General features: G+C 35.2%; 20 protein-coding genes. 11 read left to right on the top strand and 9 right to left on the bottom strand.

From position 1 onward, the window contains the following. Positions 1-399 precede the first annotated feature (399 nt). Both OEV82_RS07420 and OEV82_RS07415 read right to left on the bottom strand, forming a co-directional pair. Entirely contained in the window at positions 400-1,446 is a 1,047-nt protein-coding gene (locus tag OEV82_RS07420) for a LysM peptidoglycan-binding domain-containing protein (protein WP_263061507.1), read from the bottom strand. Positions 1,447-2,472: 1,026 nt separating this feature from the next. After that, positions 2,473-2,685: a hypothetical protein gene (locus tag OEV82_RS07415; protein WP_263061490.1), complete on the bottom strand. Its 213-nt coding sequence runs from the start codon at positions 2,683-2,685 to the stop codon at positions 2,473-2,475. A 437-nt stretch (positions 2,686-3,122) separates the two neighbouring features. On the opposite strand from OEV82_RS07415, the gene OEV82_RS07410 reads away from it, so the two are divergent. Next, positions 3,123-4,061, top strand: a complete 939-nt coding sequence (locus OEV82_RS07410; RefSeq protein WP_263061489.1) for a glycerophosphodiester phosphodiesterase — start codon at positions 3,123-3,125, stop codon at positions 4,059-4,061. A 127-nt stretch (positions 4,062-4,188) separates the two neighbouring features. On the opposite strand, the gene xylE is transcribed toward OEV82_RS07410, so the two are convergent. The 3 genes from xylE to xylA all read right to left on the bottom strand — a co-directional run bounded on the left by xylE (position 4,189) and on the right by xylA (position 8,651). After that, on the bottom strand, positions 4,189-5,631 hold the full coding sequence (gene xylE / locus OEV82_RS07405; RefSeq protein WP_263061488.1) for a D-xylose transporter XylE: 1,443 nt from the start codon (positions 5,629-5,631) through the stop codon (positions 4,189-4,191). A gap of 164 nt (positions 5,632-5,795) precedes the next feature. Continuing rightward, positions 5,796-7,295, bottom strand: a complete 1,500-nt coding sequence (xylB, locus tag OEV82_RS07400; protein WP_263061487.1) for a xylulokinase — start codon at positions 7,293-7,295, stop codon at positions 5,796-5,798. A gap of 33 nt (positions 7,296-7,328) precedes the next feature. Continuing rightward, positions 7,329-8,651 carry a xylose isomerase gene (gene xylA, locus OEV82_RS07395; protein WP_263061486.1) on the bottom strand — a complete coding sequence of 441 codons (1,323 nt, stop codon included), beginning with the start codon at positions 8,649-8,651 and terminating at the stop codon, positions 7,329-7,331. Between the two features lie 265 nt (positions 8,652-8,916). Here xylA and OEV82_RS07390 point away from each other — a divergent pair, with 265 nt between their 5' ends. Then, positions 8,917-10,116 (top strand): ROK family transcriptional regulator, encoded by a 1,200-nt coding sequence (locus OEV82_RS07390; protein ID WP_263061485.1) that lies wholly within the window; start codon positions 8,917-8,919, stop codon positions 10,114-10,116. 329 nt (positions 10,117-10,445) lie between these two features. Here OEV82_RS07390 and OEV82_RS07385 read toward each other — a convergent pair whose 3' ends face one another. Both OEV82_RS07385 and asnB read right to left on the bottom strand, forming a co-directional pair. After that, on the bottom strand, positions 10,446-10,580 hold the full coding sequence (locus tag OEV82_RS07385) for a hypothetical protein (protein WP_263061484.1): 135 nt from the start codon (positions 10,578-10,580) through the stop codon (positions 10,446-10,448). A gap of 240 nt (positions 10,581-10,820) precedes the next feature. Further along, the gene (gene asnB, locus OEV82_RS07380) at positions 10,821-12,728 is read right to left on the bottom strand and encodes an asparagine synthase (glutamine-hydrolyzing) (protein ID WP_263061483.1); all 1,908 of its coding nucleotides are present in this window, start codon (positions 12,726-12,728) and stop codon (positions 10,821-10,823) included. A gap of 250 nt (positions 12,729-12,978) precedes the next feature. On the opposite strand from asnB, the gene OEV82_RS07375 reads away from it, so the two are divergent. The 7 genes from OEV82_RS07375 to galE all read left to right on the top strand — a co-directional run bounded on the left by OEV82_RS07375 (position 12,979) and on the right by galE (position 20,542). After that, positions 12,979-13,545, top strand: a complete 567-nt coding sequence (locus tag OEV82_RS07375) for a YitT family protein (RefSeq protein WP_317634305.1) — start codon at positions 12,979-12,981, stop codon at positions 13,543-13,545. Between the two features lie 390 nt (positions 13,546-13,935). Beyond that, on the top strand, positions 13,936-14,397 hold the full coding sequence (locus OEV82_RS07370; protein WP_263061482.1) for a competence protein ComK: 462 nt from the start codon (positions 13,936-13,938) through the stop codon (positions 14,395-14,397). A 693-nt stretch (positions 14,398-15,090) separates the two neighbouring features. Further along, entirely contained in the window at positions 15,091-15,531 is a 441-nt protein-coding gene (locus OEV82_RS07365) for a PAS domain-containing protein (protein WP_263061481.1), read from the top strand. 1 nt (position 15,532) lies between these two features. After that, the gene (locus OEV82_RS07360; protein ID WP_263061480.1) at positions 15,533-17,662 is read left to right on the top strand and encodes an EAL domain-containing protein; all 2,130 of its coding nucleotides are present in this window, start codon (positions 15,533-15,535) and stop codon (positions 17,660-17,662) included. A 35-nt stretch (positions 17,663-17,697) separates the two neighbouring features. After that, the gene (locus OEV82_RS07355) at positions 17,698-18,705 is read left to right on the top strand and encodes a PAS domain-containing protein (protein ID WP_263061479.1); all 1,008 of its coding nucleotides are present in this window, start codon (positions 17,698-17,700) and stop codon (positions 18,703-18,705) included. A 161-nt stretch (positions 18,706-18,866) separates the two neighbouring features. Next, entirely contained in the window at positions 18,867-19,373 is a 507-nt protein-coding gene (locus OEV82_RS07350) for a GGDEF domain-containing protein (protein ID WP_263061478.1), read from the top strand. Positions 19,374-19,552: 179 nt separating this feature from the next. After that, positions 19,553-20,542 (top strand): UDP-glucose 4-epimerase GalE, encoded by a 990-nt coding sequence (gene galE, locus OEV82_RS07345; protein ID WP_263061477.1) that lies wholly within the window; start codon positions 19,553-19,555, stop codon positions 20,540-20,542. 700 nt (positions 20,543-21,242) lie between these two features. Here the strand turns inward: galE and OEV82_RS07340 are convergent. Both OEV82_RS07340 and OEV82_RS16155 read right to left on the bottom strand, forming a co-directional pair. Next, a complete protein-coding gene (locus tag OEV82_RS07340; protein WP_263061476.1) occupies positions 21,243-21,413 on the bottom strand; it encodes a hypothetical protein in 171 nt (56 codons plus the stop codon). Between the two features lie 591 nt (positions 21,414-22,004). Further along, entirely contained in the window at positions 22,005-22,997 is a 993-nt protein-coding gene (locus tag OEV82_RS16155) for an EpsG family protein (protein ID WP_407672752.1), read from the bottom strand. Positions 22,998-23,753: 756 nt separating this feature from the next. Between OEV82_RS16155 and OEV82_RS07335 the strand changes: the two genes are divergently transcribed. Continuing rightward, on the top strand, positions 23,754-24,014 hold the full coding sequence (locus OEV82_RS07335; RefSeq protein ID WP_263061475.1) for a transposase: 261 nt from the start codon (positions 23,754-23,756) through the stop codon (positions 24,012-24,014). Between the two features lie 20 nt (positions 24,015-24,034). After that, on the top strand, positions 24,035-24,521 hold a 487-nt coding region (locus OEV82_RS07330), incomplete at its 3' end, for an IS3 family transposase (RefSeq protein ID WP_263061474.1).

Here is a 24,521-nt window from a genome sequence, read left to right as displayed (position 1 = left end):
ATTGTCTTTATGGGAGCTAGGGAATGTTGTTCGACTATGAGTTACGGCTCAATTTCAACACGCAATAATTTGATTTTGTATGGTTATTTTATTTTTTTAAGCACGCTGGTGAAAGCAAAGAATGATAAACTTGATTATATTCGATGAATACGTTCCGAACCGCACTGCCGAGTTTCTAAATGCCGGTTTGCCGGTGGAAACTTGATCAAGGCCATACTGGCTATATTCCTACAATTTTTTACGATACCAGCAAAAACAACACCAGAAAATCATCAACTCCTCTATATTCATTGGATTATTTCTCATATAAGTTTTAAAGCACAAAAAGACCCAAGGCAAATGCAACCTTGGGTCGTGATAAACACATAAATGGGTATGGACAATATCTCAAATTCTTATTTACTCTAAAATTGTAACGTTAACAGTGCGTCTACCCCAGTTTAGAGCTTCTTCTTCCGTTGGTAGGTAAACATCAATCTTGTTGCCTTTGATGGCACTACCGGTATCTCCTGCAATGGCATTACCATAACCTTCAACATAAACTTTAGTTCCAAGTGGGATAACATTAGGATCTACTGAAATAACTTTTGCATCCGGATTTTTATTTAAATCAATACCTATAGTTGTAATTCCATTTCCTCCTGCACTTTCAACGGTATAAGCCGTTGCCTCTACAGAAATGGTGTCCCCTGCTTCAACAACCATTTTTTCTGCTTCTTTTGATTGTTCATTTGGTTGACTTGCAGCTTTTGTTTCAACACGTTCCGTTTCTTGTTTTGGTTCATCTGCTGATTGTGATTTAGGACTCTCAGCTTGTTTTACAGTTTTCTCTGCTGATTGTGTTTTAGCACTTTCTGTTTGTTTTACAGGTTTCTCTACTGGCGGTATTTTAGCACTTTCTGTTTGCTCTTCAGATTTTTCTACTGATTGCGTCGTGCTTTTTTTATTTGACTCCTCAGCTTTTGCAGGCTGTTCCTCTGCTTTTTGCGATTGAACTTCAACTGGAGTATCTTGGTTTGTGACATTCAAATTCTTTTGTTTATGCGCTAAGCTTGCTCTTTTAACAACTTGCTGATTGATATGTTCAGTATTCGCATTAGGTATCGTTAATACTTGACCAACAATAATAAGGTCAGATGTTAAATTATTGCGCTCTTTTAACTCAGCAACTGTAATACCAAAGGCTCGCGAAATATCCCAAAGTGTGTCACCTTTGACGACTGTATATAAATATTCAGTTTGTAATACTTGGCCTGGATAGATAATGGAAGATTGCAAATTATTAAATTTAAAGAGATTATTTACAGTGGTATGATGCTGTCTAGCAAGATCCCACAGAGTGTCACCTTTCCTTACAACAACTTCTTTAGCAGAAGCTTGTCCAGCCCATAAACCTAAACTAGCAATTGCTACGGTAATGGCTAAGGTTATTGCTCCTTTTTTCATATGTATCAATACCTCCTATCTCTTGTACTTCCACCTTAACATAGATACTATTATAGGCAGGTTACACGTAGGTTAAAAATTGATTGCAGTATTTTTTACAATTTTTGAAAATGTTACAAGATATATAGAATTTGCTTGAAATTGAGGAAAAATTGGTTTCATCAAGGGCTTGAACATAGTTTTTTGTTTGAAACTGAGATAAAAGTGGTTTCATCAAGGGTTTGAACGCAGTTTTTTAATTGAATCGGAGTAAAAAGTGGTTTCATCAAGGGCTTGAACACAGTTTTTTGTTCGAAACTGAGATAAAAGTGGTTTCATCTGGGGCTTGAACACAGTTTTTTGTTTGAAACTGAAATAAAAGTGGTTTCATCAAGGGTTTGAACGCAGTTTTTTGTTTGAAACGGAGTAAAAAGTGCTTTCATCAAGAGCTTGAACGCAGTTTTGGGATTGAATCAGAGTAAAAAGTGCTTTCATCGAGGGCTTGAACACAGTTTTGGGATTGAATCAGAGTAAAAAGTGCTTTCATCGAGGGCTTGAACACAGTTTTGAGATTGAATCAGAGTAAAAAGTGCTTTCATCAAGAGCTTGAACACAGTTTTGGGATTGAATCAGAGTAAATAGTGCTTTCATCAAGGGATTGAATCAGAGTAAAAAGTGCTTTCATTGAGGGTTTGAACACAGTTTTTTGTTTGAAACTGAAATAAAAGTGGTTTCATCAAGGGCTTGAACATAGTTTTTTGTTTGAAACTGAGATAAAAGTGGTTTCATCAAGGGTTTGAACGCAGTTTTTTAATTGAAACGGAGTAAAAAGTGGTTTCATCAAGGGCTTGAACGCAGTTTTTTAATTGAAACGGAGTAAAAAGTGGTTTCATCAAGGGCTTGAACACAGTTTCTATAGTGAAACTTCCTTATATCTGTAATAAACCCTTGTTTAACCGTGGTAAATCTTCAACTGTTCGCAGTAAAACTTATTTTATCAAGAGCAATCACTCCTTTTATCCGCAGTTAACCCCCTTTATCTATTAGTTAAACCCTTGTTATCCGCAGCTCAACCTTTTTACCAGTAGTCACACTCCTTTTATCCGGAGTTAATCCTCTTTTATCCGGAGTAACACGCTCTTTATCCGTAGTTAAACCCTTGTTATCCGCAGCATAAGCCCTTTTATCCGGAGTAACACTCTCTTTATCCGCAGCTAAACCCTTTTTATCAGTAGTAACACGCTCTTTATCCGTAGTCAAACCCTTTTTATCCGTAGCATAAGCCCTTTTATCCGGAGTAACACTCTCTTTATCCGCAGCAACAACCTTTTTATCCGGAGTAACAACCTTTTTATCCGGAGTAACACTCTCTTTATCCGCAGCTAAACCCTTTTTATCAGTAGTAACACACTCTTTATCCGCAGTTAAACCTCTTTTTTCCGCAGCAACAACCTTTTTATCCAGAGTAACACTCTCTTTATCCGTAGTTAAACCTTTTTTATCCTTAGCTTAACCTTTTTTTCAGTAGTAACACGCTTTTTTCCGCAGTAACAAGCATACCTTTATCATCCTTCAAACCGCATCTAATCCGCTTTTATTCGGAGTGGATCCATATCAATGAACATTTAGTATGAAATCCTAATAGAATAATAATAAAAACAGGAACGGGGCATTTCTCGTTCTAAGGCGGGTGAGTGATGAGATTTTTCTTACTACTACTTGTTACTTTTAGTTTATTGACCGGTTGTAATAGTTCAGCAATGAAAGCGACTCTTCCAACATATGACCATTTCCTAATTTTCGCACATCGTGGTGCTAGTGGTTATGCTCCGGAAAATACAATGGCTTCTTTCAAACTAGCAAATGAATTAGGTGCCGATTATATCGAAATTGATCTTCAAATGACGAAGGATGGCCATCTTGTTGCTTTGCATGATGATTCGGTTGATCGTACAACCAATGGAAAAGGGAAAGTTTTTCTATATACATTAGAAGAATTGAAACAATTGGATGCCGGTTCGTGGTTCAATGAAAAATTTCCAAAACGAGCAAAAGTGGAATACGAAGGCTTAACGATTCCTACGTTGCGGGAAATTTTCGAAGAGTTTGGCCATGACGTAAACTATTACATCGAAATGAAAAATCCCGAACAATATAAACAAATGGAAAAAACGTTAGTTTTGTTACTTGAGGAGTTCGGCTTTCTAGAAGAAAATGAATCAGATGGAAAAGTGATTATTTCTTCCTTTAGCGAACGAAGCTTACGAATTATGTACGCGCTCGAACCATCTTTACCGTTAGTAAAATTACAAACGTCCTATGAAGTTAAAAAATCAACAAAGAGAACATTTAATAAAATTAGTAAATATGCCGTTGCTGTTGGACCGTCTTATAAATTTGTTAATGAAAACTATGTAAAAAACGCGATAGAAACAGGGTTGCAAGTCCATCCGTATACCGTTGACGATCCTTCCGCAATCGATCATCTAGAAGAATGGGGAGTGACGGGGATTTTTACCAACTATATTGATATATATGAACGGAATGTGCATTTCCTTACAGAATGTGTTTATTCCCTGAAACCTTTTAAAAATGAGGTTGTGTTTTTTTTGTGTGGGTTCAAGTCGTCGATATGATGTCACATTGACCATATACATTCATACAAAAACTTACTCTTAGTTTCCCTCTGTTCATTCAATCAAGCAAAAATAAAACCCTTGATCACACCGATTGGAGTTACCAAGGGCTTAACAACTCTTCCTATTATTTCCAAATGTTTCCTTGAGAGACTTCTTCCGATGATTTTTTATCCTTTTTTCCCCATAACGATTCTAATTGTTCAAGTGATTTTCCTTTTGTTTCAGGAACCATTTTCCAAACAAATAGTGCGGAAAGTACACTCATTAGTCCGTAGAATCCATATGTCATTCCTCCGCTAATTTCCATCATTGGAGGGTATGTGGACGAAATGAAAAAGTTTGCTGCCCATTGTGCTGCGACGGCAATTGCCATTGCTTGTCCACGAATGAGATTTGGGAAAATTTCTGATAGTAAAACCCAACAAATTGGACCCCAAGACATCATAAAGGATGCTGTATAGAATACAATAAAGATTAACGTCCAAATTCCAAAAATTTCATTTTGAGCAAGGATCGCAACACCAAACATACCGATCGCCATACCGATGGAACCAATCATTAGAAGTGGTTTTCTTCCCCATTTATCCACTGTTTGTATAGCGACAACAGTAAAGATCACGTTCACGATTCCCATAATCACCGTTTGCAACAATGATGCATTTTGACCTGCACCCATACTTTCAAAAATACGCGGTGCATAATATAAGGCTACATTAATACCGACGAATTGTTGAAAGACTGATAGTAAAATCCCAACAATAATTACGGTTTTTCCATAAGAAAATAGTTTGCCTGACGCTGTTTTCTTACTTAATGATTCTTTGATCTCAGCTAAAACAGCTTGGGCTCTCTCTTTTGAACCATTCACTTTGGACAATACGTTAAATGCCTGAACTTCTTTATTTTTGGATGCTAAATATCTTGGTGTTTCCGGAATAAAGAAGATTAATATAAAGAATAGGAATGCCGGAATAGCTTCAGAAGCAAACATATACCGCCAGCCAATATCATTAACCCATGCACTTGGTTGTCCATTGGCAATGCCAAAGTTCACGAAATAAACAACAAGTTGACCGAAAATGACTGCAAATTGATACCAAGAAACTAATCGACCACGAATTTCTTGGGGGGCAACCTCACCGATATATGTCGGACAGATTGCAGATGCCATTCCGACACCAATTCCACCTAAAATTCGGTAAATATTAAATGCAATAAGTAACCCAACCGAGGGTTCCCCTACATTGAAAAATAAGAATTCTGGATAGGCAGAAGTTAATGCAGATACTAAGAATAAAACTGCTGCAATTAATAGTGATTTTTTTCTACCAAAATTATTGGAAAAATACCCAGAAATTAATCCCCCGATAATACAACCAATTAATGCACTCGAAACTGTTAAACCGTGTATAAATGAACTTAATCCTAAATTATCAATCATATACAATTGCACCGATTGTTCGGCACCAGAGATCACAGCGGTATCATAACCGAACAACAAACCGCCCAGGGTCGCAATTAAAGTGATTGATATAATATACATCGTATTATAATTTTTGGTTTTCATGGTCATTCAGAGCAAGACTTATCGCAAAATCCGCTCCTTCCTCACTCCCCTCCTAGTTGAATTAAAGCGTTACCATTTTTCTTTACGTCTTTGGGGCAAAGGGGGTATCCCCCCCTATTAGTTGGGACAAATGACCTAACAGCGTACCATTGTCCCGCATTCAATTAGTCACGAAAATCCATCAGTTCTTTGTTTAATGATTTCGTCGCTGTGTATACTTGTTTGTACAGCGTAAATAATTTTTTATACTTCTCAACGCGATCTTCAATTGGTTCATAGACTTTATCCACTTTTAAAAATTTCTCTGCACAGTCTTGAAGGGTTGGAAACCAGCCACATCCATAGGCAGCTAACATAGCTGCTCCCATACCTGGACCTTGCTCACTTTGCAGTTTCACCACTCTGGCATTAAAAATATCGGCCTGCATTTGTAACCATGCTTCATTCTTAGCACCGCCGCCTATGGAGATAATTTCATTAATCTCCCTCCCATTTTCTCGGAAAATTTCAACCGACTCATGGAGAGAAAATGTAATCCCTTCCAAAACAGCGCGTACAAAATGCTTCTCTTCATGCGAACGATCCAGTCCAATGAAACTGCCGCGAATTTGTGCGTCTACATGTGGCGTACGTTCACCGTCGATGTACGGGGTAAACAGCAAGCCATTTGATCCCACCGGTACACTTTCAACCTCTTTTAACAGATCATCAAAACTTTTATTTTTTGCAAAGGTATTTTTAAACCATGTTAAGCTTTGACCGGCTGCCAAAGTCACACCCATTGTATAATAGGCTTGAGGGGCTCCATGGTTAAAATAGTGAACTTTCCCTTGAAAATCTTTTTCACCACTATCTTCATAAGACAATACGACACCGGAAGTTCCAATACTTGCTAATGTCTTCCCTTCCGATAAAATCCCTGCACCAATGGCGCCGCATGCATTATCGGCTCCTCCGGCAAATACGCGAGTTTGTTCAGGCAAACCTGTTAATCTAGCAATCTCAGGTTTTATTGTTCCAACTTCAGCATGAGAATCAACGAGTGGTGGACATAGATGAATATCTAAATCGAGTAAATCACAAATTTCTTTACTCCACTCTTTTTTAACGATATCCAGTAGTAACGTCCCCGCTGCGTCAGAATAATCCATGTGAATTTGACCTGTCAGTTTATACCGCACATAATCTTTTGGTAAAACAAAGGACTTAGCCTTTTTAAAAATATCTGGTTCGTGCTTTTTCACCCAAAGTATTTTTGGTAACGTAAAACCTTCTAGGGGGATATTTTTCGTAATGGAAAGTAATCTTTCTCTGCCGACTCGGTTATCAATTTCTTCACATTCGGCAGTTGTCCGTGTATCATTCCATAAAATAGCATTGCGTAAAACATCATTGTTTTCATCTAACAACACTAACCCATGCATTTGTCCGGAAAAACTAATTCCTTCGATATCATTAGGCTCATAATTAAAATTGTGGAGAAGATCAGACAATCCAGCGATTGTCTGATCCACCCAATCTTGCGGATTTTGTTCACTATACCCCGATTTTTCCTGAATTAACGGATAGTCCTTTGATACTTCTTGAACTACATCACCATTTTGATTGACCAATAAAATTTTTACTGCACTTGTACCTAAGTCGATACCAATGACATATTTCATTTTCACTCATCTCCTATGAGAATCCGCCTATGATTATTCCGCATACAAACGCAATAAGTATTGATTAATGATTGATTTAATGCGTTCTAATTTACCAGATTCATTCTTAATTTCGGTTAAATTCAACGCATATTCCTCTAATTTATGGAAATCTGCTTTTCCTTCTACAATCTCTAAACCGATACCATCTGTAAAGCTCTTATAACGATCAGCTATAATTTGATCTAGCACTTTGTCCTCAATTAATGCGTGTGCGATTTTTAATCCAACGGCAAAGCTATCCATTCCTGCAATATGCGCATGGAATAAATCTTCTGGTTCAAAGGAACCGCGGCGGACTTTTGCATCAAAGTTCAATCCTCCACGACCTAGGCCACCGTTCTTTAATATTTCATACATTGCTAGAGTTGTAGCATAGAGATCTGTTGGAAACTCATCCGTATCCCAACCTAATAACGGATGTCCTTGGTTGGCATCGACAGAACCTAACATACCATGAATTCGTGCATAGCGTAGTTCATGTTCGAAAGTATGTCCCGCTAATGTTGCGTGATTGGCCTCAATATTAAATTTAAACTTATCTTGTAGTCCATAATGTTGTAAGAAGGCATAACCGCTGGCAACATCAAAATCATATTGGTGGGAAGTTGGTTCTTTCGGTTTTGGTTCGATTAAAAATTGGGCATCAAAGCCAATTTCTTTTGCATAATCAACCGCCATATGGAAGAAGCGAGCTAAATTATCTAATTCTAATTTCATATCTGTATTTAATAACGTTTCGTAACCTTCACGTCCACCCCAGAATACATAGTTTTCCGCACCTAGTTCTTTTCCTACTTCCAAACCTTTTTTCACTTTTGCAGCAGCATAAGCGAAGACATCTGCATTGTTTGAAGAAGCTGCACCGTGAACAAAACGTGGATGGGTGAAATTATTTACTGTATTCCAAAGTAATTTCGTTTTGCTGTCTTTCATATAATCTTTAATCATGGCAACGATCGTGTCTAAGTTTTTATTTGTTTCTCTTAAAGTATCGCCTTCAGGTGCAATGTCAACATCATGGAAACAGAAATATGGAACATTCATTTTTTCAAAAAATTCAAAGGCTGCTTCCACACGTGCTTTCGCAAGGTCCAAGCCAGTAAATTTATCCCATGGTCTTATCGCAGTTCCATTTCCAAAAGGATCGGATAACTCTTCAACAAAAGTATGCCAATAAGCCACACTGAAACGTAAAATTTCTTCCATTGTTTTGTCGCCGATTTTTTCTTCTGGGTTATAAAATTTAAATGCTAGTGAATTATTCGATTTTGGTCCTTCATACTGAATAGGTTTAACGCTTTCAAAATAGCTCATTTCGATATCCCCTCTCTGAATTAAAGTGTAATGTCATCTATATGTGAAAACTTAATTTAATGTTTAAACTAAGTGTAATTCTAAATGTAAACGTTGTCAATAGAAAACTTTTGAAATATCATTAATTTTTCATTCATTATTGCAAAATATCACGGTAAAACAGCATTATAAGTTTATTCATTAAACAAACTTAACGTAAAATCAAGTGAATATAAATTATCTTTATGCTAGAATAAATTTAGAAAAAATGTTAGGAGAAAAAGACATGAAGCGTTTACAAACAGGAGATCAAAGTTTAGTTAAGCAAATCAATAAATCGATAGTTTTTCATACGGTCAAAAATAAGGGACCGATTTCTCGTGCACAAATATCAACAGAAACTGGACTGAATAAAGCAACAGTATCGACCATGGTATCTGAACTTATAAAAGAATCGTTTATACAAGAAATCGGCGCAGGTAAGTCGAGCGGAGGGAGAAAACCTGTTTTACTTTATTTTCATCAAAATGCAGGTTATGCTATTGGCATTGACCTTGGTGTCAATTATATTCTTGGTGTATTGACAGACTTAAGTGGAAATGTCATTTACGAGATGACCGAAAAATTAAAAGAAACCACATTTAAATATGTGACAAATAAAATATTTACCATGATCGAATCCTTAATTCAGAATGCGCCAGAAAGTCCTTATGGGATTGTCGGTATTGGAATTGGGGTTCCAGGACAAGTAGATAATGAACAAAGAATACAACTGGCACCAAATTTAAAATGGTATAATGTGGATCTTAAACAAGTTATTGAGGAACGCTATTCCATTCCCGTTAGAATTGAAAATGAGGCCAATGCAGGGGCACACGCCGAACATTTGTATGGTGCTGGAAAAAATATTGCAAACCAAATTTATATTAGTATCGGAATGGGGATTGGTACCGGGATTATCGTTCATAACCAGCTTTACAAAGGAACATTAGGATTTTCAGGTGAAATGGGACATTTTACCATTGAAGCGAATGGTCGAAAATGCAGCTGTGGCAATCGTGGTTGTTGGGAGTTATATGCTTCCGAAAGTGCACTTTTATTAGCAGCCGAGCAAAATCAGATATTAAATGCAAATCAGGAAGCGGATTTGGATATCCTTCTTGAAGAGGCGAGAAACAGCAATCCACAAGTGTTACAGCTTTTAAATACATTAGGGGAAAATATTGGAGTGGGGATTGTGAACATTATCAATACATTTAACCCTGAAGCGATTATTATCGGTAATCGCATTAATCGCTTTAAAAATTGGCTCACGAACCCAATTGAACGTATCATTGACGAACGGCTAGCAAATTACTTCAAAGAAAGCACCGAAATTCGTTTTTCTGCCTTAAATTACCGCTCGACGGCTCTAGGGGCAACCTCCATTGCCATCGAACATTTTCTATCCGAGATCGGCCTTGCGGGACATTCCGCACAATTTTAAAAAGTTCTCATTTCATCTTTCCCACATTTAGTGCACAAATAACCAATCTCCTATATTGAAATATTTAAGGTTATTTATCTTAACGAGGCTTTCCAATTCATCATTCTATATAGGGAGTGTTGGAGGCGAATCCAGGGGGTAGCAAAAGCTTTTGTGATGAAAGCATAATAGCCTCCCATCCCCTTTTACGCTTAAGGTGGCTGAAGTACGAGTGGATGCGCATCCCCTTAATTGCGTTTATCTCGTCATAAAAATAAAATTTAAACATATTGTAACTAAAAAACTTTACGATTATAAAAATCAATGAATCCTTCGAAAGAATTCATGAGTTAGACCATTATCTTTTTAAGTTGCATTTTTAAGTAATCTAGAATGTCATAAACAGTAATATCTGCATCAGTATACACCTTTTCATATGTATTCAAAAGCAGTTCTTTTAACAGCAATTCCTTTTCTTTTTCCATTTATTTCCATGCTCCTTTGACATATATTGACAAAATTTTCTTACAGATAAATATAGGACATTCTCCCAGCATTTGTCAATGATGATATAGGTCATCAGTCACTCCTGCCCCCAAAGCTCTTTTGTTTAGGATTGTAAACATTGACGAAATTAGACATATATAAAAAGTGGCTGCCTATATTTAGACAGCCACAAATAAAAAGATATGAAAACAAAAAAATATGATTCCGTAATTGATATTTTAACTTTCAATAACTGATAGTTGTTTAACTTGCGTATTATCGGTCACTTTTTCAAAGGAATATTTTTCTTCAACATAAACTTGATGCCAGACCATAAACATAAGGACTGTCCAAATCTTACGGCTAAAATCATCCTTACCTTTACAATGATCATCAAGTAAGTTTAAAACATATTGTTTATTGATCAAATGGTCTGTTTCACTTTCACGGATTACGTTTTGCGCCCATTCATACATCTCCCCCTTCAACCAGTGACGGATTGGAACAGGGAAGCCTAACTTTTTCCGATTTAATATGTGATCAGGTACAATTCCCTCAGCAGCTTTACGAAGGATGTATTTTGTCGTACCGTTTGCCGTCTTTAATGAAGATGGGATTTGGGAAGCAACTTTAAATACTTCTTTATCTAAAAACGGTACACGCGCTTCGATCGAATGGGCCATTGTCATACGATCGACTTTTAATAATATATCGCCGCGCATCCATGTATGAATATCAATATACTGCATTTTTTCAACTGGGTCATAACCACGACATTCTTCATAAAGTTTCTTCGTTACATCTGTATAATGGATGTTTGCATGATAAACATTAAGAAACGCACGTTTTTCCGCTTCAGTATACATTTTCGCATTCCCAATGTAACGTTCTTCTATAGGAGTTGTCCCTCGTTCAATAAAACTTTTTCCTTTCATTCCTTCAGGCATGATGTTAGCAATCGAACGTAAAAAGGATTTGAAAACGTTTGGCATGTTGTTAAAAACTTTTAGAGACAGTGGTTCACGATAAATATTGTAACCACCGAACAATTCATCGGCACCTTCACCAGATAAGACAACTTTGACATGTTTACTTGCCTCTCTCGCGACAAAATAAAGAGGAACACAAGCAGGATCAGCAAGTGGGTCATCCATATGCCAGATGATTTTTGGAATTTCACTCATATATTCTTCTGGCGTAATGACATGATGAATATTTTCCACACCTAGTTTTTCCGCTGTTTCTTTAGCTACATCGATTTCACTATAACCGTCACGTTGAAATCCGACCGTAAACGTTTTAATGGATGGGTGAAATTCCTTTGCGATCGACGCCACAAAGGATGAATCGATTCCACCGGATAAGAAAGTACCAACAGGAACGTCACTACGCATATGTTTTTCAACTGAATCATATAAAACCGTTCGAATTTCCTTAACAAAGTCTTCCTCAGATTTTTGCACTGGGTGGAATGAAGCTTTCCAGTAGCGTTTAATTTCCAGCGGTAAACCCAATTTTTTGACAAAGTAATGACCCGGTTCTAACCTTTGGATGCCTTTATTTATGGATTCTGGTTCTGGAACGTATTGGTATGTGAAATAATGTTGTAAAGCTTCCTTATTTATTTCAGTTGATTCAAGTGCGAGTAGGATACTTTTTTTCTCAGATGCAAAGTACGTTTGATCACCTTTGACACTGTAATAAAAAGGTTTAATGCCAAAAGGATCTCTTGCGCCATACAACGTTTGTTCTTGTTTATCCCAAATCACAAAAGCAAACATCCCGCGTAAATATTCAGCCACCTTTTCACCTACGCGACTGTACAACGCAACGATGACTTCCGTATCGGAATGCGTTTCAAATGGCAAACCTTCTTTAATCAATCCTTCCCTTAATTCTATAAAATTGTAAATTTCCCCGTTAAAAATAATCCAATAACGTTCGTTTTCATAGCTTAATGGCTGGCTTCCAGCTTCCAAGTCAATAATACTTAACCTGCTGAAACCAAATTTCACATGTTCATCTTGAAAATAACCTTTGTCATCCGGGCCACGATGTGTAATCAAATTGTTCATTTTTTGTAATATTTTTTCATCCTCAGTTTCACTTTTTCGGTTCTCATGAACACAGCCAATAAATCCACACATTGTGTTACACCTCCAGAAGATTTATCCTTGACGTTATGCTATTTCCTATACTTTGTTTATGGAAAAATAACAAACTATCACCTTTTTACAATCCCACTTATTCCTCTATATATTGACTGTCGATTGTTACATTTTGTTACCTTTTTTTAATATTTTTTTAATAAATAATCCGTTCCCCCAACTTAAGTATAAATTTAGGAATCGTTTCATAATGTTTGAATAGAACTTGTCTTTTTTCAAAAGATGTGGGGTGGTTGACATTTTTACAAGAATCGCAGCGATGGTTATCGGAAGCTTTTTGCTCGGAATTGGAATCAATGGTTTTTTAGTGCCTCATCATTTACTAGACGGTGGATTTATTGGTATTGCCCTTCTTCTACAATATTATTTTCATTTTCCTGCCGGACTTTGTTCTGCTTTATTGAGCCTTCCCCTCATTATTTATGCATGGATCAAAGATCGGAAACAATTTCATGGTAGTTTCTACGGTATGATTTTGACCGCTCTATTTATCGATCTTCTTGCTCCATTTCACTTTTTTCTCCCGATCGCCCCTAGTGCGATTCTAGGCGGGGCCATTTGTGGCGTGGCTGTAGGACTCATGCTTCGTTATGAGACAAGCACTGCTGGTACAGACTTACTCGCCTACTTTATTGCAAAAATCACCCCGATTAATATTGGAATTTTGTTCGTTATCATTGACGGCTTAATTGTATTATCTGGCTATCAAGTATTAGGTATGCAAAGTGTTTTATTTTCCTCCATTACGATTTTAGTTGCTGGTACGCTGGCATCGATTTGTTATGAACGTTTTTAAAAAGTTACATAAAATTTTAGGATACTATTTTAAAGTAATTTATTAACCGAACTGCCCCCGTTACATACAATAAGTTATCATTTTTTACAAAAATCGGGTATTTTTTACTATTTTTTGACAAAAAAAGAAGGAATTTTTACCTATATGTAGAATTTTATAAAACGTCAGAATAATTTTTATGAAAAGTTTCTGTGTATAATAAGTGGATTTTCCACATGTGACACTGCTCATGATCAAATCGGGTTTGCTAGACTTGTTTCTGCAGTTTTCAATGATCTCCTAAACATTGGACGCTAATTTTGCTGATGATCAATAGACTTTCCAACAAGAAGATGAAGGTAAATTTCTTCTCTTAAAAAAGTAACAACATTTTAAAAGGAGGAATTTATTATGAAAGAAAACTATTATATCAGCAAAAATACATATGTGTTCCAATCCAATTTTGATAAAAACGGGTTTGAAAACTCGAAAGTACTTGAAAAAAATAGAGAAATTAACGTGAGGAAATCACCATTACACATCGTGAAAGAATCGTATGAGCGTATTGCTTCTGATTATGAAGGGGCAGTCCGAGGAGCAAGGGCAATCTTGAATAAACGGAACCAGGTTCCTGTTGTTTATTCAGCGTTGTCCGAAATTGTCTTACTCCACTTTCCTTCAATCGATCGACTCGGGAAAGTATGGGTAATTAACAAATATATTCAACATATTAAACCTTACGAAGGGAACAAAACGATTATCCAAATGGATAACGGTCATTCGATTCCTGTAGGCATGAAATTCCATCTTGTTCAAGACCGTTGTATCCAAGCAACCTATCTTCAAACCGTTGCCCAACAGCGACATCCGTAGAGTAATCCGGATAAATCAACATATCAGCCTTACAATCTTTCAATACATAGTAAACTTAGTTATCCCTCTAGAAAGGGATCATTGTAGATATTTAATATAATAAAATACCATTGTAATGAAGATTCCTTGACAATCCATAAGGCTGACCGACGGAACCAATTCGGTTAGTCTTCTCTTTTCAGCTATCACAATCTCAACTACTAATAGATATCTCCTTCAATCTGCCGCTCAGAAAATTACGCAAAAAAAGCACCTCAAACAAGGTCACCTAAAATTCGATTTCTACAAAAATACTGTTTATCTCGATTTATGACAAACAATGCATCGACTTGTATAGTAACTATATCGATGTCTTCCAAAAATACAACACTAAACCCATCACATAATCTTTTTCACGAAATTTCCCCTCAAATTTTAAAAATAGGCATTTTTACCCATTAATTTTATACCTGTTCATTCATTCCGTCAATGAATCCAATTTAAAGTAGTTACGTCAACTTTATGATCAACATCGTCAATTTTCTACATTATTTTTATAATGTTTGATGAGAGAGATGTGTTAAATACTCACCTTTAAGTGATAATGCTCACTGAAACAAAAAATTTTAAAATTTATAATGAAAATAGTTCGAAATACCTATATAATAAATTTTGTGTTTTTTAAGGCTGAATTAGATAAAAGGAGTAGAAGAAATGATCCATAGTTCGTTTGACGGTTCAGTAAAAAATGATGGAAAAACAAACAAAATAGTAGAATCGAATCTTTTCGATCATTCCCTTTTTAAATTTAACCCCGATATGGTCATTTTTTTAAATATGAATGCGAATATTGTTCACATTAATCATGGTTTTGTCAAAGCACTCGGATATACACTACAAGAAATTATCTTAACTCCTTTTGAACGATTTTTTCCATCTAGTGAAATAGCACATTACCAAAAACTTTTTACTCAAGCCACCGCTGGTGAAGTACTGTGTGCTCACATGACACTGCTCCAAAAAAATGGTGAAACATGTTCTGTTAGTTTGAACATGATTCCTGCAAGATTCCACGATCAAATTATGGGCATTTTTGTTACCGCGAAAGATAACACAAATTTAATAAAGACAGAAAAAAAAGTTAGCGGAATGTGAATTGAAATTTAGTAGCATTGTCGATGAAGCACTAACTGGTGTTTATATTGTCAATGAAGATGGAAAAGTTACTTATGGAAATAAAGCCTTTTATAACTTACTTGGAATCGAAAATCACCGTTCGACAATAAATTTTAGAGACTATGTACATCCAGAAGATATACCTCACTTAAATGATGTCTCCAATTCTTTAACTCATGCTGAAAAAGGTTTAACTCACTCGTTTCGAATGCATAGAAAAGATGGGGCAGTCATCTATGTTGAATCACATGCACAAATCATCACTTTACAGCATAAGCCACATATCGTAGGAACACTTCAAGACATAACCGAACGGAAAAAAATAGAAGAATTGCATGAATATTTTGCTGACCATGATTATTTGACAGAGCTTCCGAATAAAAGATTATTTCTTAAAAGAATGGAGCAAACTTTAGCACAAAACAAACATTCTCATCAACTATTTGCGATCATGATGTTGGATATCGACCGCTTTAATCATATAAATGATTCGCTCGGCCCTTCCATCGGTGACCAATTACTGAAAAAAATTTCTGAACGAATACAATCCCACTTGGAAGAGCAAGATACGCTTTCACGAATCGGTGGTGACGAATTTGCAATTATATTTCCTAACACCGAAAACACAGAACAAGTAATTAACCGTGCAAAAAAGTTAATCGAACTACTAGAGAAACCCTTTTATATTAAAACATATGAAATTTATATTTCGACTAGCATTGGAATTAGTATTCATCCGAATGATGGAAAAGATGCTGAAACACTGTTAAAAAATGCAAGTTCTGCTTTAAATAAGGCGAAGAAGTTAGGAAAGAATACGTATCAAATCTTCAACGCTTCGATGAATACAGAAACATTTAAGTTATTCTCGTTAGAATCAGATTTGAGAAAAGCATTGGAACTAAACCAATTGGAATTGTATTATCAACCTCGTGTAAATGCGACCCATCATCAAATTATTGGAGCTGAGGCACTCATTCGTTGGAACCATCCAGATTGGGGTGAAGTTCTGCCGGATGATTTTATTCCAATTGCAGGAAAGACAAGCTTGATTTCACAAATTGAGAAATGGATTATGAAACAAGTCTGTCTTCAAAATAAATCATGGCAAGATGCCGGGTTACCGGCCATTCCAATATCGATCAATATCTCACCTCAGCGTTTTATGGATAAAGACTTCGTTATGAATATTAAAAACGTATTCGAACTAACCAAACTGGAACCTGAGTACTTCCAAATTGAAATATTAGAAACGTCACTGCTTGAAAACGAAAATATCGTGATCCGAGTTTTACAAGAGTTAAAAGAGATGGGCATTCGAATTCTTTTAGATGACTTTGGTACGGGCTATTCTTCTTTATTATCACTCAGACAATGTAAAGGGATTATTGACGAAATTAAAATTGACCGTTCATTTATTTATGAGTTGAGTCATTCCGATGAGGAAAATTCGAATTTTATTACAAAGACAATTATCGACCTGGCCCATCATTTGCAAATGGATGTTGTTGCTGAAGGTGTAGAAACGATCGAGCAACAAGAAATACTTCAAGGTTTTAAATGTAATACCATCCAAGGATATCTATATTCAGAACCTGTGCCAGCAAGTGAATTTGCCGAATTACTAATAAAAGGGAAAATAGAGCCCGCAAGTGAGAAAAAAGAAACAAAAATCAAAACAGAGCGGAGAAAGTACTTTCGAGTTACTTTTCCTTATCCATTAGTTGCCGATATGACTTTGACGAAAATTCATGGAAGAAATGTAAAACTTGGGAAATCAGAAGTTTTAGTTGAAAACATCGGTCTTGGTGGTTTAAGATTTCTTTCCAATTTACGATTACCTGTCCATCAAGATATTATTTTAGAATTCGAGACAGAAATTTTAGGGAACACCATTACACTATATGGATCCGTAGCTTGGATGAAAGAATTAAAACATCAGATTTATCAATATGGATTAGAATTTTCGATCGATGAAAATGAACGGACAAACTTAGCCAAATTACTAAATAAGTTATCCATCCTCCTTAGAAAAAATCCATTGGTACCCGATTGTCGTTTTGTTAAAGGAAATCGCTATACATTTTTTAAACAAAAAACAGATTATTAATGATTTCTAAAACAATCATAGGAAGACATGAAAAGATGGTATACCGCATTAAGAAGGAGAATGTCAATGTGAAAAACTTCTTAGAGATAGTTGGCCATGATTTACAGGCATTTAAAAGTATATTTGACAATATAAAGGATTTAATCTTTTTAATGGAAGAAGATCATCATTCCTTTCGCTATATTTACGTCAATCATTCCGCATTACACATTCTCAACCTGGATGAAACGATTATAGGACGTAGAATGGAAGATGTCCTTCCAAAAGACCGGGCTGACATTTTAATTAAAAAATATAATTTGGTCATATATACACAGAAAACCATTGAATTTACAGAACATTTTAAAACGGAGAAAGGCACTTTTTTCGGAGAAACATCCCTTTCACCGATATTAACAAAAGATGGGACTTGTAAATATGTATTGGCCATCGTAAGAGATATTTCGAAACGAAAACAAGACGAACAGCAATTAAAGGAAAATCAGAAAAAACTACAATCATTGATCGAACATAATGGAGATGCGGTTTATGAATTAGATTTAAATGGACATTTTAGGAGTATTAATCATAGGGCAACCGAAATTACCGGTTACGATAAAGAGGACCTCATTGGAAAACCCTTTGTCCCTTTTATCAGAGAACATGATGGGGAGAAAACGTTAACCCATTTCCAACGAGCTTTACAAGGCCGTTATGAAGAATATGAAGCGGAGATTTATCATAAAGATGGCAACCCTATTCAGTTATTCATTAAGAATATCCCTATTGTCATTGATGGAGAGCTCAAAGGGGTATTTGGGATTGCAAAAGATATTACTACCCAGAAGGAAATGGAGGAAATTTTACGAGAAAATGAAGAAAAGTATCGGCTCATTTCTGAAAATGCCTTCGATATTATTAGGGTGATTAGCCCGTCAGGATACGTAAAATATGTATCACCATCGATACAGAAAATTCTAGGATATTCAGTAGAGGAATATGTTGGAAAGTCATACTTAAAATATGTCCATCCTGAGATGTCTCTATTTTACGAAAAAGATTAACAGACATTATGAATGGAGAAAAAACGCCTGTTGTTGAAATTCGAGTACTACATAAAAAAGGGTTTTACCTTTGATTAGAAATTACAACGACACCCGTATTAGAAAATGGAGAAGTCCGCGAACTTGTCACCATTGCCCGCGATATTACGGATCGTAAGAAATTGCCGGAAAAGTTGAAAAAGGCTGCTTTTTATGATTCATTATCTAAACTACCAAACCGACGTGTCTTTCATAAACAATTACAAGCGGCTCTCAACAATAAAAAAGTCGCCGTTATGATGGTCGATGGTTGGAAGTTTAAACAGATCAATGACACTTATGGTCATGTGACGGGAGATGCGGTCATTGTTGAGATGGGTAAACGAATACGGGCCAACGTCAGGAAACAGGATACCGTCGCTCGAATCGGTGGCGATGAAATCGCAATATTATTACCAAATATTGAATCGCAGCAAATAGCGGAGGAGATTGCAAAACGGATTATTCAATCCTTTACGTCCCCCTTCTTTTTCAATGGGACATGTATACACATGGGTATTAGCATCGGAATGACACTGTACCCAGATCATACCCTTGACATGAACATGTTAATAAAATATGCAGATAAAGCTCTTTATGAAGCAAAAGAAGTTGGGAAAAACCAATATAAAATATATAGGACTACTTAAACTTTAAATTTACGGTTTATGTATAAGTACTTTAAGTTTTCAGTCATCATCTACATTCTACTATTTCCAAAAATTCCCTAGAAGTCATAGTTACTTTTAAGGACGGAGACTAATTATTTTGCTATAATTCAGTTATGATAAAAATGGTTGTCCAATTAGTATTAGGAAAGGATGAAAATATGAGTATATTAGTTCTTGGTGGAGCGGGTTATATTGGTTCCCATGCTGTATATCAATTAATGGATAATGGATATGATGTCGTTGTAATCGACAACTTACAAACTGGACATCATGGGGCGATCCATCCACAGGCTAAGTTTTATGAAGGTGATATTCGTGATCGTGCATTTTTAAAGGATGTTTTTCAACAAGAAAAAATTAATGGCGTTCTTCATTTTGCAGCTAATTCACTTGTGGGTGAATCAATGGAAAACCCATTGAAATACTATGATAATAACGTTTATGGGACACAAATACTGCTAGAAGCGATGATCGAAGCCAACGTCAAACATATTGTCTTTTCTTCAACTGCTGCAACCTACGGTGAACCGGAATCCGTCCCAATTACAGAAAATATGGTGACTAACCCAACGAATACCTATGGCGAAACGAAACTTGCAATGGAAAAAATGATGAAATGGTGCGAAACTGCTCACGGTATTAACTATGTGGCTTTACGCTATTTTAATGTGGCAGGGGCACGTTCAACAGGTGAAATCGGTGAAGATCATAATCCAGAAACTCATTTAATCCCCCTAGTCTTACAAACCGCTTTAGGAAAAAGAGAATATATTACGGTTTTCGGTGAGGATTACCCAACAAAGGATGGAACCTGTATTCGTGATTATATACACGTAGAAGATTTAATTGATGCCCATATATTAGCCCTTCGTTATTTATTAGATGGTGGGAACAGCGACGTATTCAACTTAGGAAGTAGCCAAGGTTTTTCTGTGAAAGAAATTATTGATATGGCAAGAAAAGTAACTGGTAAAGACATTCCTGCAAAAATTGGGGAAAGACGACCAGGTGACCCAAGTGTTCTTATCGCTTCATCAGACAAAGCAAAACAAATTCTTGGCTGGAATCCAACACGAACCAATATCGAACAAATTATCAAAGATGCTTGGAATTGGCATGTAAACCATCCAAGCGGATATGAGAATTAAAATAGAATTTATATCTAGTCCAAAGTTTAAAGTTACGAAACTATTTTGGAAAACGTTTATTAGGATTAATAAGTCGCAATAAGAAAATAATATAAAGGGCTGTCCAATAAGTCCCCAAAAAAAGAGCGAAATTGAGAAATCCTTGTGTTTCTCAATTCGCTCTTTTTACATTTTCCTGTAAACAGATTGATATTACCTACAAATTTTAGGAGATTGTGGGCTAAAGCCACAATTCCAAATTCAGTTTCAACCTTTTCGATTCCACGCAATCGGTTTCGAATGAGCGGAAAATTCCCTTAATTTTACAGAACTCACTTTCGACATCCATTTTACGTTTGACATAAAGTGTTGCTTTTTGTTCGTCATCGAAGGTCTTTGCTTTCATATCTTCGTAAATAGGATTCTAATAAACTTTACGATTCTCTTTTGATTGACTTCAACGGACAACCTGTACAATCCGGCATACATAAATTTTAAAATCTTGTTCATAACGCAAATAAATATTTTTCTTCACTTACATAACCTGCACACGCAACGAATTATTTAGATGCTTTTGGTAAGAATCCAATTTTCAATAAACGCTTAGAAATAACTTTGATTTTGAGTAGCTAATTGTACGTTGTATCCTGCTTTTTGACAGTTTTTTTATAGAGGCATCCTCATTCTCTTAAACGTGGTATCATAGTCTGTTTTCAAATAGCTATACAATTACATCTTTTCTCTCTACTTTATTTGGTACCTGATTATATTTTTCTTCCAATCTTTCAACACTTTTTATAAGTTCTTCTGCTGTCTTTATTAATTCATTTTCTAAGTCCTCTTCTAATTCTTCAGTTGTCACTTTACAAATTGGTTTGATATTTATTAGCATTTGCTTCTATTTTGTTCCATCTACAAAAAAATTTTTGCATGACAAATAAACCTCATGAATTTTTTTCTCACCAGGTCTCTATGATATACTGTTACTTAACGATTTTACGGATGCATTGCTGCTTTTTCGTAATCGTATAACAGGTTGTTGCAAATGCGTTTTTAATAATCTATTCACACAAGTGATGGCCAAAAAACGATTGTGTCAAAGCTAAATGTGTTTTATTTATTTCTTGAAAGAGTGACGATTATGAGCTACTTCACCATCAAATTGACATAGACTATAATGATCGTCAATAACCATTGTAATTTTCCTATACAAATGCCACTACATGTTTCATTTTTACTGCTTCTCCTTTTTAGCCAATCATAGAAGTTCTTCACATTGCCTTATCGGTTCCATTTTCTTATACACGGTCTCTTTGGACCCAATATACTAAACTGGTTCACATAAGGGGGTGAAGTTGGTCTGTTTAAAATACGGACTCTATACTGAGGGCTATCCGACCTTCCTTCACTTCTACTATAAAAAAGTAGCACAAACCTTGACCTAGGTCTGTACTACTAATATTAGTATGTTTCTAATAAATGATTATAATGTAAACAGGATATTATTATATGGGAACAAGTAAGGAATGTGCTGTTCATTTGTGAATTGACTGTAAAATAGGTATAAAAATCCATAGAAAATCACTATTGATGTAAATATTATTTTAGAGGTATTGAATCTTATTTTGTTGCTGACCATAGACGCACAAAAAATAAACGCGGCATACGAATAAAATATAAGACGTCCAAGATTAGTCATACCTCCAAAAAGTGAAATTATTACTGATATTGCATATACGAATAAAAAGAATTTAAAGTATAATTGTTCTTTATCTTTGAACTTTTTGATAAAAAATAAAAGTAAAAATATTAAAGGAACAGTTGAGAAGGTAGAGAAATCAAAATTAATACCATAGTTAATTGAACCGTATTGTTGGTATCTCGATCCAAGTATAGGAACCACCAGTTTACTAATAGCAATAAAAACAAAAGGACTTAGTAAAAATAAAGATGTGTATATTCTTGACACTTTTTTTGATAAGTTCTTTTTGTTGATTGCAAAATATGAGAGTAGAATCATTATAAATGCAGAATAATGAAAAAAAGTTGCAATAAGTGTTAACGTTATATATTTAACTGGTCTACGTTCTGGTATGTAACCCAAAGCTAGAAAAATAATACTAATCGCTATAAACATTCGTACTAAAGCTACTGATAGCATTTGAAAATAAAGCATTGAACACAACAAAAAAACTGCCATAGGTAAACTGATTAGTTTTTTATATTTGTTGAACGCATAATAAAATATAAATAAGGGTATAAAAGAGGTTATTAATTGCATAAATAAATAATCGTCTGTAAAAGTACCGACAATATCATTTAATATTAAATACCCAGGTTCTATTGTAGATGACTTAAAATATTCAAACCATCCAAGAGACAAAGTATTTTCAAAAATTCCTATATATGATGGATCATCTATTGCAGAAAAATTTCTAAAACCGTAGGTGAAAAATAACATGAAAAAAGAATACAAAAATGAAATATCAATGTATTATTAGTATGTTCAGCAAGACTAGCGAATAGAACTGCTAATAATAGTATAGAGCAATAAAAAATTGATGTTTTAAGATATTCGTTTGTTAGAAGATAACTCATAAGAAAAGCAGTAATGATGTAAAAAACGAGTATCAGGTAATTAATTAATAAACGCTCGTTTTTATAGGATTTATTGATAGAGATTGACTCCATTAAATCAGCTCCTGCATGAGTGTTTTTTTGTAAAAGTATCATCTATAACCAAAAAGTCAATTTGTTTCGTAAATGGTTCAAGTAAAAACCAATTGAACTTAGATTTCCACAAAATCACAGAATCATATCAACAACTTGGTCTTAGTAATTCTACTAAAGCAAGATACAAGAAAAATTAAATAATTAGGTTTCTGATCACGATAAATCGGAAAATAAGGTAACGTTTCGATTAATTTTAAAAAATAAGTAAAAGGGCTCTAATAAGTCTAAAAAATAGAACTAGTTTGAATAATCTTCGTGTTTCTCGATTCACTCTTTTTACACTTTCTTGAATTTAGCTTGATATTACCTACTAATTTTAGAGGATTGTGGGACACACGTTTATATAGGATGATTAGTATTAATATAAATTAAAATCTATAAAAGAAGTTTAGTCCTTACAAACTAAACCTCTGTTAAAATCATTAGATGTAGTATAGATTTATGGACACAACTTGGTTAAGTCATTAATATTAAACTAACGAAAGGTTGTGTCCGAATCATGAGTCAAAAACGGTATAATCAAGAATTTAAACAAACAGTAGTTGAGCTTTATCGCTTAGGCACTACAGTCAGTCAACTCTCTAGCGAATATGGTGTTTCAGAAGTAACGATTTATAAATGGATTAAGCAACTCTCTCCAATTGAATGTGAACAGGAATTAACTTTGGCTGATATAGAAGCCATTCAAAAGGAAAATCTTCGATTAAAACAGGAGATCGAAATCTTAAAAAAGGCTATGACCATATTCGCGAGAAAATAGATGAGCAAGAACTGATTGACTTGATTACAAAAGAAAGCGAACATCATCCAATCCAAATGATGTGTCGTGTTTTAAAGATGCCTAAAAGTACGTATTATCAATCGTTTCACAAGAAGCCGAATAGCTATCATGTCGCCAACGAACAACTGCTTGAACGAATTCGAGCAATCCATAAAGAAAGTAAGGGTCGTTATGGGGCCCCTAAAATCTTTGAAATACTTAAAAAAGAAGGCTATACAGGCAGTATCAATCGAGTTCAACGTTTGATGAAACAAGCAGGCATCCAATCATGTATTGTAAAAAAATTCCGCCCAACACCAACACAAAAGCCCGTAGAAGAACGAGAAAATGTATTAAATCAAGATTTCACTACAACAACAATCAACGAAAAATGGGTAGCTGATATTACATATGTCCATACGCTTCGTGATGGTTGGTGTTATCTAGCGTCCGTTCTTGATTTACATACAAAAAAAGTGGTCGGATATAAATTCTCTCGTACCATGA

The organism is Pallidibacillus thermolactis (genome assembly GCF_025660415.1).
Lineage (GTDB): Bacteria > Bacillota > Bacilli > Bacillales > Caldibacillaceae > Pallidibacillus > Pallidibacillus thermolactis.
The sequence above is the reverse complement of the archived record's forward strand: the minus strand, read 5'-3'. Positions and strand labels throughout refer to the sequence as shown.

Excerpts from the sequence above, each read along its gene's own strand:
- OEV82_RS07420 (WP_263061507.1), bottom strand. The coding sequence starts at position 1,446 with ATGAAAAAAGGAGCAATAACCTTAGCCATTACCGTAGCAATTGCTAGT.
- OEV82_RS07410 (WP_263061489.1), top strand. The coding sequence starts at position 3,123 with ATGAGATTTTTCTTACTACTACTTGTTACTTTTAGTTTATTGACCGGT.
- xylE (WP_263061488.1), bottom strand. The coding sequence starts at position 5,631 with ATGAAAACCAAAAATTATAATACGATGTATATTATATCAATCACTTTA.
- xylB (WP_263061487.1), bottom strand. The coding sequence starts at position 7,295 with ATGAAATATGTCATTGGTATCGACTTAGGTACAAGTGCAGTAAAAATT.
- xylA (WP_263061486.1), bottom strand. The coding sequence starts at position 8,651 with ATGAGCTATTTTGAAAGCGTTAAACCTATTCAGTATGAAGGACCAAAA.
- OEV82_RS07390 (WP_263061485.1), top strand. The coding sequence starts at position 8,917 with ATGAAGCGTTTACAAACAGGAGATCAAAGTTTAGTTAAGCAAATCAAT.
- OEV82_RS07385 (WP_263061484.1), bottom strand. The coding sequence starts at position 10,580 with ATGGAAAAAGAAAAGGAATTGCTGTTAAAAGAACTGCTTTTGAATACA.
- asnB (WP_263061483.1), bottom strand. The coding sequence starts at position 12,728 with ATGTGTGGATTTATTGGCTGTGTTCATGAGAACCGAAAAAGTGAAACT.
- OEV82_RS07370 (WP_263061482.1), top strand. The coding sequence starts at position 13,936 with ATGAAAGAAAACTATTATATCAGCAAAAATACATATGTGTTCCAATCC.
- OEV82_RS07365 (WP_263061481.1), top strand. The coding sequence starts at position 15,091 with ATGATCCATAGTTCGTTTGACGGTTCAGTAAAAAATGATGGAAAAACA.
- OEV82_RS07355 (WP_263061479.1), top strand. The coding sequence starts at position 17,698 with ATGGTATACCGCATTAAGAAGGAGAATGTCAATGTGAAAAACTTCTTA.
- galE (WP_263061477.1), top strand. The coding sequence starts at position 19,553 with ATGAGTATATTAGTTCTTGGTGGAGCGGGTTATATTGGTTCCCATGCT.
- OEV82_RS07340 (WP_263061476.1), bottom strand. The coding sequence starts at position 21,413 with ATGCTAATAAATATCAAACCAATTTGTAAAGTGACAACTGAAGAATTA.
- OEV82_RS07335 (WP_263061475.1), top strand. The coding sequence starts at position 23,754 with ATGAGTCAAAAACGGTATAATCAAGAATTTAAACAAACAGTAGTTGAG.